The organism is Paenibacillus sp. JT22N1, assembly GCF_059692155.1.
In genome coordinates, this window is the sequence record NZ_JCAUAW010000001.1 from 401,765 (window position 1) to 418,108 (window position 16,344).

At 42.2% G+C, this 16,344-nt stretch carries 14 protein-coding genes; 10 read left to right on the top strand and 4 right to left on the bottom strand.

The window, feature by feature from the left end:
* Window positions 1–4: 4 nt before the first annotated feature.
* Window positions 5–445 (bottom strand): MerR family transcriptional regulator, encoded by a 441-nt coding sequence (locus AC58UU_RS01880; RefSeq protein ID WP_497312440.1) that lies wholly within the window; start codon window positions 443–445, stop codon window positions 5–7.
* Between the two features lie 306 nt (window positions 446–751).
* Here AC58UU_RS01880 and AC58UU_RS01885 point away from each other — a divergent pair, with 306 nt between their 5' ends.
* From AC58UU_RS01885 to AC58UU_RS01895, 3 genes are read left to right on the top strand one after another with little or no spacing between them, the layout of a single operon-like run.
* Window positions 752–2,137 carry an ammonium transporter gene (locus AC58UU_RS01885; protein WP_497312442.1) on the top strand — a complete coding sequence of 462 codons (1,386 nt, stop codon included), beginning with the start codon at window positions 752–754 and terminating at the stop codon, window positions 2,135–2,137.
* A gap of 39 nt (window positions 2,138–2,176) precedes the next feature.
* Window positions 2,177–3,259, top strand: coding sequence for a DUF294 nucleotidyltransferase-like domain-containing protein (locus tag AC58UU_RS01890; RefSeq protein ID WP_497312443.1), 1,083 nt, complete (start codon window positions 2,177–2,179; stop codon window positions 3,257–3,259).
* Window positions 3,260–3,313: 54 nt separating this feature from the next.
* Window positions 3,314–4,048, top strand: coding sequence for an exonuclease domain-containing protein (locus AC58UU_RS01895; RefSeq protein WP_497312445.1), 735 nt, complete (start codon window positions 3,314–3,316; stop codon window positions 4,046–4,048).
* Here AC58UU_RS01895 and AC58UU_RS01900 read toward each other — a convergent pair.
* Window positions 4,042–4,473, bottom strand: a complete 432-nt coding sequence (locus tag AC58UU_RS01900; protein ID WP_497312447.1) for a M67 family metallopeptidase — start codon at window positions 4,471–4,473, stop codon at window positions 4,042–4,044. The genes AC58UU_RS01895 and AC58UU_RS01900 overlap by 7 nt on opposite strands.
* Before the next feature lie 46 nt (window positions 4,474–4,519).
* Window positions 4,520–5,809, bottom strand: coding sequence for an MFS transporter (locus tag AC58UU_RS01905; protein WP_497312449.1), 1,290 nt, complete (start codon window positions 5,807–5,809; stop codon window positions 4,520–4,522).
* 224 nt (window positions 5,810–6,033) lie between these two features.
* On the opposite strand from AC58UU_RS01905, the gene AC58UU_RS01910 reads away from it, so the two are divergent.
* The gene (locus tag AC58UU_RS01910; protein ID WP_171640336.1) at window positions 6,034–6,573 is read left to right on the top strand and encodes a TlpA disulfide reductase family protein; all 540 of its coding nucleotides are present in this window, start codon (window positions 6,034–6,036) and stop codon (window positions 6,571–6,573) included.
* A gap of 121 nt (window positions 6,574–6,694) precedes the next feature.
* Here the strand turns inward: AC58UU_RS01910 and cimA are convergent, their stop codons facing one another.
* Window positions 6,695–8,314 (bottom strand): citramalate synthase, encoded by a 1,620-nt coding sequence (cimA, locus tag AC58UU_RS01915; RefSeq protein WP_497312451.1) that lies wholly within the window; start codon window positions 8,312–8,314, stop codon window positions 6,695–6,697.
* 214 nt (window positions 8,315–8,528) lie between these two features.
* Here cimA and AC58UU_RS01920 point away from each other — a divergent pair, with 214 nt between their 5' ends.
* From AC58UU_RS01920 to AC58UU_RS01945, 6 genes are all read left to right on the top strand, one after another.
* Window positions 8,529–9,830 carry a DNA polymerase IV gene (locus AC58UU_RS01920; protein WP_497312453.1) on the top strand — a complete coding sequence of 434 codons (1,302 nt, stop codon included), beginning with the start codon at window positions 8,529–8,531 and terminating at the stop codon, window positions 9,828–9,830.
* A gap of 6 nt (window positions 9,831–9,836) precedes the next feature.
* On the top strand, window positions 9,837–10,337 hold the full coding sequence (mobB, locus tag AC58UU_RS01925) for a molybdopterin-guanine dinucleotide biosynthesis protein B (protein ID WP_497312455.1): 501 nt from the start codon (window positions 9,837–9,839) through the stop codon (window positions 10,335–10,337).
* A 74-nt stretch (window positions 10,338–10,411) separates the two neighbouring features.
* Window positions 10,412–10,645: a ferredoxin gene (locus AC58UU_RS01930; protein WP_047686106.1), complete on the top strand. Its 234-nt coding sequence runs from the start codon at window positions 10,412–10,414 to the stop codon at window positions 10,643–10,645.
* 170 nt (window positions 10,646–10,815) lie between these two features.
* A complete protein-coding gene (locus AC58UU_RS01935; protein WP_497312457.1) occupies window positions 10,816–12,663 on the top strand; it encodes a CHASE2 domain-containing protein in 1,848 nt (615 codons plus the stop codon).
* Between the two features lie 27 nt (window positions 12,664–12,690).
* The gene (locus AC58UU_RS01940) at window positions 12,691–14,508 is read left to right on the top strand and encodes a FecR domain-containing protein (protein WP_497312459.1); all 1,818 of its coding nucleotides are present in this window, start codon (window positions 12,691–12,693) and stop codon (window positions 14,506–14,508) included.
* Window positions 14,509–14,527: 19 nt separating this feature from the next.
* The gene (locus AC58UU_RS01945; protein ID WP_497312461.1) at window positions 14,528–16,150 is read left to right on the top strand and encodes an NHL domain-containing protein; all 1,623 of its coding nucleotides are present in this window, start codon (window positions 14,528–14,530) and stop codon (window positions 16,148–16,150) included.
* Window positions 16,151–16,344: the final 194 nt, after the last annotated feature.

The window sequence follows — 16,344 nt, forward strand, 5'->3', positions numbered from 1 at the left end:
TTCGTTATGAGAACGGATTTTTACCTAGAAGAACGATTAGCGCTTCAATACAGGCCGCGGTTGGCTGCGTAAGTATGCGGGAAAGCTTCTTCATTTGATTTGGTTTCAACTGTTGGATGATAGGTCCCAGCTCTTTAGCTTCTTTCATTAACTGCTCTAGATGAATCTGGATAGATGTCAGCTTATCTCTCACTGTATCATCTGGCGACACTTTACTCCATTGTTGTAAATTCGCTTTGATTTCCTCTAAGGTATATTTCTCGTTCTTCATAGATTCAATACGTTTAAGTCGAGTCAAAGTTTCATCACTATAAAGGCGGTAATTCGTATCTGATCTCGTCTCGGGTTCAATCAAGTTTAACTTGGTGTAGTAATCAATGGTTCGAGAACTGACATCGGCAAGTTTGGCTAGTTCCCCGATTTTATAAAGCTTCTCTTTTCCCATAATAAGTTCACCTCTACTCCAATGTTATGTAGGAATTCTTCTATATAGTAATGATACCTGATTACAAACCGTACAGTCAAACGTAATACTTTTCAAACCTGACATTGATTTTAGGAGAGGAATTGTAACATTTTGCTCGATCTATGAATGAAAACACGAATTATGCCTGTTCTATGTGAGGTTATTTTTCGCTTTTTTCAATTTTTTAAAGAAAATCCTATTGTCAAACCCATTTAACCTGTATATAATGACATTAAGAGTTTCATTACATGTTACTTAATATAACATTAAAAAGGAAGTGGTCGTATGGTTAAGAAGTTGTTGTTAGCTTTCGGCGTTATGGCATTATTGTTCCCTACTCTCGCTTTTGCTGCAGATGAAGCGACAGTACCCCAACTTCAAAGTGCAATCGATGCCGTTTGGGTTATGTTAGCAGCTATTCTGGTCATCTTCATGCAAGCTGGTTTTGCTTTATTAGAAGCGGGGTCTACTAGAATGAAAAATGCCGGTCACGTAGCCGGTAAAACAATTTTAACTTTTGGCTTATGCGCCATCGCTTTCTGGGCTGTAGGTTTCGGTTTCGCCTTCGGTGACGGAAATGCTTTCTTCGGAACGACAGGGTTCTTCGTTACAGGTTTAGAAGATCAAGCGGCAGCGGCATTTGGATCCCTTTCTTTCTCGGATGTACCTATTGGGATTAAATTCTTGTTTCAATTAGCTTTCGCAGGTGTATCTTTAGCAATTGCATGGGGGGGATTTGCTGAAAGAGCGAAACTTCCAGTTTACTTCATCTTCGGAATTTTGTTTACAGTCGTGATTTATCCAATTGTTGCTCACTGGGTATGGGGCGGCGGCTGGTTGAGCAAACTTGGTATGCAAGATTTCGCGGGTTCCACGGTTGTTCACTTACAAGGTGCAACTGCAGCGCTTGTAGCTACCATCTTGTTAAAACCTCGTATTGGTAAATATAATAAAGATAAAACGCCAAACTTGATTCCTGGTCACAACCAAGTACTGTCTGTCCTCGGTGTTATCATTCTTTGGATTGGTTGGTTCGGTTTCAACCCAGGTAGTACACTAAGTGCAATGGGTGATGGGTTCTTTGGTTATATTGCTCTGACAACGAACATGGCTGCTGCGGCAGGTGGAGTTGCGGCTCTTATCATTTCTTGGATGTACTTCGGTAAAGCAGATATTCCTAGTATGTTAAACGGTGTTCTTGCAGCGCTTGTTGCGATTACAGCAGCTTGTGCATTCGTAGATACTTGGGCTGCCATCGTCATTGGTGCGGTAGCTGGTATTGTTACATTCTTCACAGCACAATGGTTTGAAAGAGCTGGCATCGACGATCCGATCTATGCTTTCTCCGTTCATGGTATCGCAGGTATTTGGGGTACTCTTTCCACTGGTTTGTTCGCAACACCTGAGCTTTCAGCGAAGGTTGGTGTTGGTGGTGCAGGATTGTTCTACGGCGGTGGTTTACACCAATTGGGCATTCAAGCACTAGGTTTAGCTGGAGCATTTGTATTCGTACTTGTTCTTTCCTTCATTATCTTAGGTATACTGAAAGCTACAATTGGTCTTCGTGTTACAGAAGAAGAAGAAATTATCGGTCTGGATTTGTCTGAACACGGTTCTTATGGATATCCAGAACAAATGAAAAAAGCAGCTCAAAACGGCGTGTCCGTTTAATACCACATACACTTTCTACTAGAGCAAAGGGGATGCAACATGAATCATCTCTCAATGGAACAGATCCTGGAACGCATTTATCAATCGGAACAGTTCGATGAGATGCGAATAACCAGAGATCAGGTGCATGAGATGATTCGGGAGCATCTCCTTTTCTCTCATTCACCTGAAATTGGGCGAAAAGTGAATCAAATACACGATGCCTTCATTCACAGAACGATAGAACTGGCTGAACATATGTTGGAGGATGAAGGGTTCGGGAAACCGCCTGTTCCTTATGCATTTATATTGTTTGGCAGTGGAGGGAGACGTGAACAAACACTTTGGAGTGATCAAGATAACGGACTTATTTATGAAGAAAGTGAAGATCATACAGAGGAAGAATTAGATATCTATTTTATTAAACTTGTACAGTGTATCCTTCGCGGGTTGGATATTTTAGGCTATCCGCCTTGTGAAGGCAATGTGATTTCAAGTAACAAGCAATGGCGAAAGCCGTTGTCCATGTATATCGAGATGATGACAGCATGGTTTATGGAGCCGGATTGGGAGAATGTTCGTTATTTACTCATCCTTGCTGACATGCGCTGTATCTTCGGTTCTAAAGCTATGGTAGATCGGCTCAAAGGCGAGTTTCTTGCTTATGTTCAGGAACATCCGAGTATCTTGAAGTATTTGTTATCTAATACTCTCCATCACAGAATAACATTGGGCGTATTCGGACATCTGATTAGAGAGAGGTATGGAGAAGATGCAGGTGGGTTTGACATTAAATATGGCGCCTATATTCCTATTGTAAATGGGATTCGACTTCTTGCTATCCAAGCAGGGATTATGCACTCATCTACGTTGGAGAGAATTAGATTGCTGCAGGAAACTTCCTTCATCCCTAAGCAATTAGCAGTGGAATGGCAGGCTGCTTTTGGAGTTGCGCTTAAGCTTAGAGATTTGACACCTTATCAGCTTGATGGTGAGATGTACGCGACAAGAGGCAAGCTAAACGCTGAACAGTTGACCAAAGAGATAAAGCAAGAATTAAAACAATGCCTGCGTACTGGGATGGAGTTACAAAAGTATGTTAGAAAATCAATCGAGTCACACATAGAGACAGAAAAAGGTTAGAAATAATGGAAGCTAAGTTTCATTTTTCATTGGATAGAGGAGAGGTGATTCGAGATGAAAGATATGCGTCCGGCTGGGCGAATGTGGCATTTGTACAAAATGGGTGGTCTTACACCAGCGCTTACGTCCATGTTTGATGTGCAAAGTGCTCAACAGATGGCTTTTATTCGTTCCATGTTGAAGGAGCAAAGGAAAGATTCCCTCTTTGAAATACCGCTTCACTCAATGGAAATCGTTGTTTTTGATTTGGAAACGACGGGCTTCTCTCCTTATAACGGTGATGAAATTATTTCATTCGGAGGCGTCTCTGTCATTGGCGGTGAAGTGCAAAGTAATCATACGTTCTACAGCATGGTAAATCCAAAACGTAAGATTCCGGAAGAGATTGTGGACCTAACGGGTATTACGAACGAAATGGCCGCTGACGCGCCTGAATTAATAGGAGTGTTAAGTGACTTCTTGGAGTATGTTGGGCAAAGAATACTGGTTGCTCATGCAACCGGGCATGATAAAAACTTCTTGAATTCGGCCCTATGGCGCACGTCTAAAGTGAGCTTATCACATCGTGTTCTCGATACTATGATGATTGCCAAATGGCTAATGCCGAAGAGGAAAAATTTGAGCTTGGACTCTCTGCTTCATGCCTATGATATTCCGGTAACGAATCGTCACCATGCACTTGAGGATTCCCTTATGACTGCGCAGCTGTGGTCTAGATTCATGGAGGAAATAAAATCAAGAAATGTAGATACCTTAGGTGATTTGTACGCCTTATTAAGCCATCACTGACCGATGACAAACGCAAGTTTGTGATATGAGGTCTGGGGGGCTTTTTTTATTTGGTAAAGCTGTAGTTCGGGGTGTTGCAATTGCTGAAAGGATAAGATCCAATAGGTAGGAATCGAATGCCAGAGTGTTTGTAGATCCTGCTCTGAAGGAACAGGAGGAGCCGTTGGGTGCGAATGGAAAAGACCGATCACGGGGTTATTGCTGTTCATAATATAAGGGAGCATCTCTACGGGACTTATTTCAAACCGATTTCGTGGGTTACTTGCGATATTACGTAAAGGAATGAAGGTATTCGCTTGCAGTTCTTGTTTCTTTCCATGGGCTTGTCCACCGAGAATGAAGCCGCATGCTTCTTCAGGAAGTCGTTGTAAGCTGTGGGAGATTAGGCCTTTGTAGAGCTCTTCAGTTATACATACATTCACCATCTATCCCCCTCCTAATCAATGCGCATGTTAGAATGAGGTTAGTATATCATGCTTTTTTATTCATTTCCCCTTTAGGTTTAATAAAGAAGAACACGAGTGCAAGCATAAGAAGTGCTAAGGAAGATACGGTGATGAATATGGCTTTGTCCGAAATGTTCATGAGCCATCCGAAAAGTGGTGGACCGCACGCTACACCAATGAAACGGAGACTATTGTACAACGAGGTTATCATTCCACGCTGTTCACGTTCTACAGAACCGGTAATCAGTGTATTTAAGCAAGGAAGCAGCAGACCAGTGCCTATACCACTTAGTGTAAGTAAACCAATAAATATGTAGAGATTGGTATTTAGGAAGATGGCTAATGCTAGCGAAACGGTCATCATGATGAGTCCAATGTTCATTAACCAGCGCATCAATATGACGTTCTCTTTGATTTTAGCACCGGTAGTATAGGAGGTAATGACCATACCAAGCAAAGGGATGGCGAGAATAAGTCCCTTGCGAACACCTTCGATCCTATAAGGCTCTTCCTCCAATATTTGGGATAAATAAAAGAGAACGCCGAACAGAATAAATAACGAAATGGAGCCAGCGAAAAACGCAGGGATGAGCCAGCGACCTTTTTCTCGAAAAATGCTTCGAATTTGCTTCAAGTAATCCTTAAGAGGTTCCGCTTCCTTTTCTTTAGGCGGTTCCTTAATCATAAAGATAACTGCGAGCAGTGCTAACACACAGAATATTGGGAATGCAAAAAATGGCGCAAACCAAACGATTAAAGCTAATAAAGATCCTAATATCGGACTTACGACTTTACCAGCTCCATTAGAAGCCTCTATGAGCCCAAGCGCTTTACTCGCGGTCCCGCCCTTATATAAATCTCCTACAAGCGCCATCGCGATAGGGGCTGTCCCTGCTGCTCCTAAGCCTTGTATAGCTCGTGCTGTTATCAGGATAGGATAGGAATTCCAAACGGCTGCAAAGCCTGCTAGAACGCCTGCAGAACCGTAAATGATTAAGGAAGGGATGATGACGGCTTTACGTGTGAAACGGTCTGATAAATAACCAGATACAGGGATGATGAGTCCGGCTGTGATGGAAAATAGAGTGATGACGAGTGAACTCTGGAAACGGGATATGCCCATTTTTTCCTGCATATCAGGCAAGATAGGGACTAGCATGGAATTACCTAGAACGAGAACTAAAGGGATCGTTGCAATGGCGACGTATTCCCAGATATGACCTTTTTTGTTTTTGGACTTTTCGGATTTGTTTTCAGATTTATCTTTAAATATATTTTCAGAAATTTTTTTGCCCTCGGCTGCTTTTGTAGTCATTATAATGAGAGTCCTTTCAGAACATGATGTATGTTTACTTTTCCCAAATAAGTTGAAAGCATACTTTGGATTTTCATTGTTGAAAAGAATAGTATAGTCTTATACTTTTGCTTCGCGTCAACCTTGACAAACCAGCTCGTCCCTGTGGGACGACGGAGTTGTTTGTCCATGGATGTTGGAATTTACGAGGAATTGGAGATAATATAGACAGAGTGGAGGTGGATATGCTTTTGAAAAAAAATGTGTTTGTGATAGCCCTGGTGGTTATCTTAGCTGGTTTTGCGATTTATCAAAACGCCCAGCGTCAGAATAAAGAGACGCTTATGCCTACTGAGCAAGCGCCAAAAGTGAATTTCTTGGCCCCCTCGTTTACGTTAAAAGGGCTTGATGGGAAAGACTACACGATTGGTGGACCTCGTGAGAAGCCTTTGTTCGTTAATTTCTGGGCTTCATGGTGTGGTCCATGTGAGGAAGAGGCGCCAGATTTGGTGAATGTGTACAACAAATATCAAGGACAGTTTGATCTCTATGCAGTCAATGTGACACCTGGTGATAAAATGGAGAACATTACGAAGTTTGTGGAAACCTACAAATACCCATTCCCGGTGTTATTAGATAAGCAAGGAACGAATGCGGATACCTATCGAGTGGTTGCAATTCCAACCAGTTTTTTAATCGATAAAAATGGGGTCATTCGCGAGGTCGTTCATGTACTCTCACCTAGAGATTTGGATAAGAAAATTGCGGGTCTCATTAAAGAATAAAAAAAGCTGCAAGAGAGCGCCAATGGTTGGCGTACTCTTTGCAGCTTTTCTTGAATGTCTTCTTATAAAACCTCTAAATGCGGTCGCTCTACACTGAGTGAGCTCGATAGAGGTTTATTCCTTAATGGTTTACTAAGCCTAAGCGCTCTTGTTGATCTTTGTTCGCAGGCTCTACACGTTTTCTTCCGATTAGTGCATACCGCAAACTATCTACGAGTGCATACCAGCTAGCTTCAATGATGTTACTGGACACACCAAGTGTATTCCATGTTGTCTTGAAGTCAGTTGATTCCATAAGAACGCGAACCTTACCGGCAGTAGCACCTTTGATATCAAGGACACGTACCTTATAGTCGGAGAGATGGACGTTCTTAATATCAGGGTAATATTGGATCAGCGCTTTACGTAAGGCATTGTCAAGAGCATTTACAGGACCGTTGCCTTCAGCCGCGGTATAGATCGTTTCCCCATGAACCTTCACTTTGACGATGGCTTCGGAAACGACCGATTGATTAGCGGATTTCTCAACAAGCATTTTGAACGATTCTAATGTGAAAATCTCTTCTAGGCCTTCGAATGCTTCGCGCAGCAAAAGCTCAAGTGTGGCATCGGCTCCTTCGAATTGGTAGCCTTGATGTTCGAGATCTTTAATTTTCTCAATGACTTCTTTGGTTTTCTGATGTTCTTTATTGAAGTCTAGATTCAGTTCTTGAGCTTTCACAAGCACATTGCTTTGCCCTGCAAGCTCTGAAACAAGTACACGTTGTTTATTGCCGACGAGTTCAGGCTTCGTATGCTCATACGTGCTAGCATCCTTGAGAATGGCTGAAACGTGAATACCGCCTTTGTGCGCAAATGCCGCATTCCCGACATAAGGCTGATTAACAGGCATATGCATGTTGGCGATTTCGCTAATGTATCTCGAAACAGGCGTTAATGATTGCAGTTGCTCCTCTGAAATAACCGAATAGCCAAGCTTCAACTGAAGGTTAGGGATAATGGAGCTAAGATTAGCATTACCGCAGCGTTCTCCATAACCATTGATGGTTCCTTGAACTTGTCCTGCTCCTGCTTGTACAGCAGCAAGGCTGTTTGCCACACCTAATTCGCAATCATTATGAGCATGAATGCCAACGGGGGTAGTGACATTTTGTTTAACGGTAGTGACAATAGATGTTACTTCTCCAGGTAATGAGCCGCCGTTGGTGTCACAAAGCACTATCCAATCAGCTCCAGCGTCCTGTGCTTTTTTGATTGTTTGCAAGGCGTACTCGGGATTATTCTTGTAACCGTCGAAGAAATGCTCGGCATCATAGATGACTTCAAGACCGCAACTTTTTAAATAAAGAACGGAATCATAGATCATGGCAAGATTTTCTTCAAGTGTGGTTTGAATGGCTGTTGTGACATGGAAGTCCCATGATTTACCGAAGATGGTTGCTACCTGAGCGCCTGACTCTACGAGTCTGTTCAGATTAATATCATCCGCAGCTATGGAATCCTTACGCCGTGTGCTTCCGAATGCAGTAATCTTCGCATTTGTGAACTTCATGTCACGAGCGCGTTCAAAGAATTCAATATCTTTGCTGTTGCTGCCCGGCCATCCGCCTTCAATATAATGAACCCCAAGCTCATCGAGCTTGCGGGCAATTTTAATTTTGTCCTCGACGGATAAGCTGATGCCTTCTCCTTGCGTACCGTCTCGTAAAGTTGTGTCGAAGATTTTGACTGATGTTGGCATGGGTTCCTCCTTCAAAAGCTAGCAAAGTGACTTCGGTGCTTGATGTGTAGGTGCTTGTGCTTGCTTTAAAGCGCTAATGTATAATTTAGGATTATACCATAATAGTATGGGTAAAGACATCATAACGCAAAAATACGTTTGCTTGAAAGAATAATTTTTTGTATGCTGAAAATGGCTCTAATAGTTGGTCGTTTATCAATGGGAGGGAATTTAAATGGTGACAACTCAGCATCATTATCCCAAGCAAGGTAGAGTCATTTTGCATATAGACATGAATGCATTCTATTGCTCTGTTCATGAGGCTGTTGAGCCTGATTTATATAAAGGGAAGCCTCTTGCTGTTGCCGGTAGTGTTGAGCTTCGAAAAGGGATTATTGTTACTTCATCTTATGCTGCGCGCGCTGTAGGGATCAAGACAGGCATGCAGGTTAGGCAGGCGTTGAAGTTATGTCCGGATTTGATCCTGATAAGACCTGATTTCGAGCTGTATCGCAGCTTCTCAAGACGGTTTATGCAGATTGCTTATAGCTATTCACCTATGGTGGAATCCATGTCAATTGATGAGTGTTTCGTCGATATTACAGGGTCCAAGCAATTTGGAACCCCACTTGAGATTGCGAATAACATCCAGCAAAAGATCATGAAGGAACTGAAGCTGCCCTGTTCGATCGGCGTTGCCCCCAATAAGCTGCTTGCCAAGATGGGCTCTGATATGAAGAAGCCGAACGGGATATCTGTCCTGCGTCTACGAGATGTTCCCACAGTATTGTGGGATAAACCGTGTAATTATTTATATGGAATTGGTAAAAAGACGGCGGATAAGCTGACTAGACTTGGCATTCATACGTTAGGTCAGCTAGCAGTAGGTGACGAGTTGCTGCTTAGTAAACACTTTGGCATCTTAGGTTCACATCTGAAGCGTTCGGCTAATGGGATTGACCCAACACTTGTAAACCCCGAACAAGAACAAAGCAAGTCAATTGGACATACTACGACGCTGCCGCAGGATTTTACCGATACCAAAGAAATTCACCGAGTATTTTTAAATTTGGCGGATCAAGTTGCAAGAAGACTTCGCAAGCAGGAGCTAATGGCATCCACGATCCAAATTACGATTCGTGATCCGGAGATGAGGACGATTACACGATCTGTCACCCTGCCTACGCCAACCGAGCATATGGACGATATTTATCGAACCTCGTGCCAGTTATATGATCATCAATGGGAGGAAGGCAACCCTGTTCGGCTGCTTGGGATTACGCTGCAAAATCTAACGATGAAGGAAGAAACGTTCGTTCAGTTGGATCTATTCGATTATGAAAAGCAGCCTAAACGGGAGAATTTAAACCGCATTATGGACGGACTGCGTGATAAATTCGGGGAAAATGCGATTCTAACCGCGGGGATGATGGGCGACAATCCTGCAACGTTGATTAGAAATCATAAAGCGAGAGGGACATCCCTGCAAATGGACCATTTGAGGAACAATCCCCTTCACAAAGAAGAGGAGAAGTGAAGAGATATGGCACATTGTATTGGCTTTGCCGGCTATTCGGACAGTGGGAAAACAACGTTAGTGGCCAAGCTAATCGTAGAAATGAAGCAGCGCGGCTATCGGATAGCTGTAATGAAACATGATGCGCATGGACATTATAAAGAAGCAGCAGGGACGGACTCAACGACTTTTGTAGAATCCGGTGCAGAAGCGGTTGTAACCCTATCTCCAGATGGGGTTCATGTGTTCGAAAAGAAGCGAAATCCAAGTCTAGAAGAACAGTTAAGAGCTTATGCACATCTAGACTATGTTTTTATCGAAGGCTTCAAGAAGGAAAAGCATCCAAAGATTGCAGTTTTTCGTACAATAGAGCAAAATGAAATTATTCAAGTTCTTGAGCCTGAGCCCATTGCTATTGCAACAGATATAGGCGATTTCAACTTTCATTTAGCAGCTTTTCCTTCCTTCGATTTGAACAATATCCCTGGAATAGCTGACTTTATTGAACAATATTTTGAGAGTTATTAATTTTAAGGTTTGAACTTTGTCCGTATTTATATTATATTTTACATTGAGGATAATTTGAGGAGGAGTTAGAAATCATGGCAAAGTATACATTTGTTGATAAAGATACTTGCATCGCTTGTGGCGCTTGCGGAGCTACAGCTCCAGACATCTATGATTACGATGATGAAGGTTTGGCTGAAGTGATTTTTGATGGAGACGGCAACAAAGGGGTAACTGAAATCCCAGAAGATCTTTTTGATGATCTACAGGATGCACAAGATGGCTGCCCAACGGATTCCATTAAAGTTGCGGATACACCTTTTAGCTAATCAGTATAAAACATAATTTTGTGAAGTGATTCGCAAAATGTCGAAAGAGCTCAGTTCCTGCAAAGGAATTGAGCTCTTTTTTTGATACAAATTATATATACATGTAACTATTTATTGCCATTTTCTACTTGCCATCTTACAATGAAACTAGTAAACATTGGGAGGATCTTATGGGTAAGAAGAAATGGATTCAAACTTTAGCGGTAGGACTTTTGTTGATGTTATTTTCGACATATTTCTACACGGTTAACTCTAGTGGCTTGTTTTATTTTGTTGAGGGTCCCCTCCAAGATGTTTTGCGGAAAGCTAAATCTGTGGATGAACGTCAACCAGAGGATCGCATCAAAATTGTTAAGATTGATGAGAAATCACTTAAAGCAATCGGGAAATTTCCGTGGGATCGAACTACCTATGCGCAATTGATAGAGAAGCTAGAGCAGTCAGGCGCAGCAGCAATTGGTATAGACGTGGTTTTAGCTGAACCTTCGAAAAACCCCGCTGACGATAAAGCATTGGCTGATGTTTTGGCAAAGTATCAAAATGTCATCATGCCCGTCCAAATTAACTATCCCTCCAAGCAAGAACAAGCAGGCGACCTTGTGCCTGAGAAAATCGACTACCCCACTCCAACACTAACAACCAGTAGGCAGCAAATGGCACATATTAATGTGTTTGTAGATAAGGATGGTAAGGCTCGGAAGCTGCCAGTTGGGCTGCCGGATGAGAATGGAGCATACATACCTGCGTTCAGCGTTGCGCTTGCCAATCTAGTTCTGGATGATAAGGACAAAGTGAAGCGAGATGAAGCAACTGGACAATGGAAGCGCGGCAATAAAGTAATGCCAACGAACGAAAGAAATCAAGTTACGACAGAATTCTTCACACTGCCGAGGCAGAAAGTGGATGCAACAACAGGCTATGAATCACTCTCTTTCATTGATGTTATTAATAGTAAAAATTCCTTACCTTTGCAAGGTAGCATTGTTCTGGTAGGACCGTTCGTAACGGCCATGCAGGATGAATATCCAACACCGATCAGCTCTGTTAAGATGTTTGGGATCGAAATACATGCGAATATGATTCAAACTTTATTAGAAAGCAAGTTTTATCAAGATACAAGTAAGCCTTTTGGCGTAGGTATTATCTTACTTATTTCTTTGCTAGCTATTTACTTATTTCATAGATTTAAAGGCAAAACAGCCCTATTTATTTTTCTAGGAATGTTCGTGATTTATGGTGGCGTATGGTTAACCTTTTACATTGCTGGATCAACCTTCGCCCCTCTTGTATACCCGCAATTTGCTCTGGTTACGATCTATATTTGGTCGTTGGTGAGTCATTACCTGGAAGAGCGGAAGGAACGCAACCGCGTAACCGGTATCTTCGGAAGGTTCGTTTCCAAAACGGTTGTAGACGAGCTACTCCAGTCGGGTGAAGATGTTAAGCTTGGCGGCAGTCGTAAAGATATCTCACTTATTTTCGTAGATATTCGCGGGTTTACCCCCATGTCGGAACGACTAGAGCCAGAGCAAGTTATTCAAGTATTGAATGAGTATTTGGATGTATGTACAAAAGCTATTTTCAAATTTAATGGGACGCTTGATAAATTTATTGGTGATGGCGTCATGGCGATGTTCGGTGCTCCAATTGAATATGACAATCACCCGGAGATGGCTGTGCGAGCGGCTATTGAGATGAAGTCGCAGGCTAGTGTTCTTGAGCAGAGACTGATTGAAAAGTATGGCATCGGAGTGAAGTTCGGTCTGGGTATTAACAGCGGACCTGCGGTTGTTGGAAACATTGGTTCAGAAGATCTAAGGCTCGATTATACGGCTATCGGAGATACGGTTAACTTGTCAGCTAGATTAGAAGCGAACGCGAAACCAGGTCAAATTCTAATCAGTGAACAGACCTATGCGAGGGTCAAAGACCTTTTTGAGATAGAATCCATCGGTGAAATTAAGGTAAAAGGAAAAGAAAAGCCCGTGGCGGTATATGAAGTTATCGGGAATCTTTAATAAATGAATGCTGGGGAGGAATTCGGTGTGGGAATAACTAAGAAATCATTTACGTCATTATTCTTAAGTTTTTGTTTAGCGTTTAGTTTGGTCTCAGCGCTGCTTGTAAAACCTGTGGAAGCAAAAACCGTTCGAGTAGCAGTCATTGCGGCATTATCCGGTGATGTAACAATCAAGAAAGGCGGAGGCTCCAAATCGTACGATGCCTATGAAAGTATGAGTTTAAATCAAGGCGACACGGTTTACACAGGGGCTAGCTCATCCGTCACGCTTAATTTGAGTAATGGGGATGCGGACGTAACCTTAGGCGAAAATGCTGAGATTAACGTGTCAGACCTAAATACCTCAGATGGAAATAAGAAATCCAAGCTTAAAGTGTGGGCCGGTTCCATGTGGGTCAAGGTGAAATCATTAGCTGGATCAAATGATGAATTTGAAATTGAGACGCCAACAGCCGTTATGGGTGTTCGTGGAACGCAGTTCTTTGTTACCGTTGATCCGAAAACAGGCGCAATTAAGATGGCGGTTGGAGCAGGGAAAGTCTCCGCATCGACTGTAATAAATGGAGCTGACTCCACTCAAAAGTCTTCAATTACATACTTATATCCGACGCAACAAATTTCTTTGGATTCAAGGGATGAGACGGATGATTTGTCTCTGAAAGTAGATTTCCTTGATTTAGATGATTTTATAAAGGATGCATCGCCGGAAATCATCAAAGAGATTATCCTGAACAAAGCCGAAATGGATAAAGAGAATGAAGAGTTTATTGCTAAGAAAAAGAAAGAAATCGAAGATGGCAAACTCGTGGATGATAAGACTTCATTATCTGTGAAGGACCAGGCTGAATTAGATAAAGTGAAACAAAACTTAGATAATTTAATTGGTAATATTGCCAAGAAGGCTCTCGCGGAAAATAAGGTTGATAAAGAGTCTTTGAATAAACTCATTGAACAAGCAAATGCAAAAATCGATAAACAAGAAAAAAAATTAGATTTAAACAATGTAAAAGAATTAGATAAAACTGCAGGTGTCGACGCAGAAAAAGAAAAAATAAAGAAAGAGATGCTTCAAAAGCTTGAAGCAGAGAAGCTCAAAAAGCAACTGGAAGAAGCGAAGAAGCAAGAAGAGCTCAAAAATAAGCTGGCTGCTGCGCTTAAAGCTTTGGAAGACCAAAAGAAAAAGATATTCGAAGAGAAGAAAGTAGCGGAGGAGAAGGCTAAAGCCGAAGCTGAAGCGAAATTGAAAGAAAGCTATACAGATAAAGAGAAGAAGGATTTTGATGATAAGAAGAATGGGACGAATACTTCAGCACCGGGAGGGAATCCGGGGAGTCCAGGGGATTCGGATTCAGGGGCACCAGTAATAACACCGAGTATAAGCCTTGCGCCTGGCTCTGTTAGCAATTTTGGTAAATTCAATTTAAATGTAAATCTGAGTGACTTTATCGGCAACAACACAATCTATGGTGTAGAAGTGCATTTATCTTATGGTTCCAATATTTCTCTTGATGTTAATGAAGGGCACCCTTGGGTAAGTAATTCGGATATTTTTAGCCAAACCAATAGTGCGGATCATATTAAAGAATATTCTAACGGTTTACAGAAAGAGCTTGTGTATGCAGTGACGAATTTTGGCGCAAATTCAAATAATATTGAAGCGATAAATGGAACTAAAAGGTTAGTTACAATTCCGTTTTATGGTCATTCATTGGAGACAACTGCAGGACCATATACTATTAAAGTCGAAAAAATCGTCATTGTTCATAAGAATGGTTTAGAAGTTCAAGAAATAGAAATTCCTGTGAAACCTGAGACAACAAATAGTGAACCTATCAATTTATAAATAGTATAAGGAGAAACCAATGAAACCCTTAAAACATATATTCGTTTCATCCCTAGTGGCCGCAACCTTTTTGGGAGGTTCATCCGCATGGGCGGCAGGATTGTCTGCGGATGCGCTTTTATCCAGCAACGGGCAAATTCTTTCAGACGTGTCGACCTTCGCGGGGATCGGCGATTTTGAAGATAAGAACGGGGATGCGCTAAGTGCGGCATTCCGTGCTCCTGGCAGTGTTGTTCAACTATCAGATGGCAGTATTCTTGTAGCTGATACAAGGAATCATCTCATTCGTAAAATTTCAGGTGGGAAAGTAACAACTTTCGCTGGTCCTGAGTTTGTCGTTACTAAGAACAACCAAGGCTTTCCAACAGGAGGTCTTGTTGATGGGAAATCGTCAGAAGCCTTTTTCAATGAGCCTACAGGGTTAGCTGTGGATGCCAAAGGGAATGTGTATGTAGCTGATTCAGCAAATAACGCAATTCGGAAAGTGGATACGAATGGTCAAGTTTCCACGTTGGCAGGAAATGGGGTTCCTGGCAGTAAGGATGGAAAAGGTGCTGAGGCAAAATTTAATCACCCAAGTGATGTTGCGGTAGCTGCAGATGGAACCGTGTATGTCGCGGATTCACTCAATCATGTTATCCGTAAAATAGCAGTTGACGGCAGTGTTTCTACTTTGAATGCGGCTGCGACTCGAGCTATTCAAATCCGTCCAGGGGAAGCTTCTTTTGCTGGTGAATTTCAAGATGGCAGCTTAGCCACAGCGAAGTTCAATGAACCTGCTGGATTGGTTTTAGATAGCAAAGGCAACTTGTTTGTAAGTGATACAGGCAACCAACGTATACGTTATATCGACCTCCAAGCAGGGACTGTGACTACGGTGGCTGGATCGACACCCGTTTTAAGCAATCAAACAATCTATGATAAAAATGAGTTATATGCAGGTGGAGACTTTGCAGATGGAGATGCGCTTAAAGCGAAGTTTGACTGCCCTAAAGGGCTTGCAGTAACTTCCGAAGGCGGAGTTTTAATCTCAGATAGTCTAAATCATGTGGTTCGTTATTTGCTGAATGGAAAGGTTTCAACGATTGCTGGGACGGTCCAAACTGGTGAAGCGGACGGCGTGGAACAAGCAGCTGAGTTTTACAATCCGAGCGACGTTCTAGTAACCGCTCAAGGTAATATTGTGGTAGCAGATTCCTCTAATAACAAAATTCGTAGAATAGCTCCTTATCAATTGCCGGGAAATCTAGCAAACAATAACGAAGTAAAAGTGGTAAATGGTGATAAAGTGATTTCATTCGATGCAGAGCCTGAGATTCAGGGTGGACGTACTATGGTTCCAGTTCGTGCTATAAGTGAAACATTTGGCTATGAAGTCAAATATGTTGAGCAAGCTGGGAAATCAGTCGTTCAGCTTATCAAAGGTGATGTTACGGTTGAGCTAACGATTGGTGAAACAGGTGTTGTACGTAAACAAGTAGGTCAAACAGACATCAAACAAGTGACGGATGTTTCTCCTTATGTGAAGCAAGACCGTACGTATGTGCCTGTGCGTTTCTTCGCTGAGCAAATTGGCTTGGATGTCCAGTGGGATGCCGCTCACCAAACAGCCATTTTACGCACGAAATCATATGTGAAATAAGTAATCCGCAAGACGAGTTTGGCAGGGGGGAACCCTTGTCCAGGCTCTTTTTTTTCATGACTTCATCTCTAGGTAATTTTTGCCGATAAATGATAGAGAGTTACAAAGTAGTCGATAGGAGGTTTTCTAGATTGAAGGACAAGAATCGAATTGATCAGTTGGAACGATTTTTCCAACATAATCCGATCGAAGAT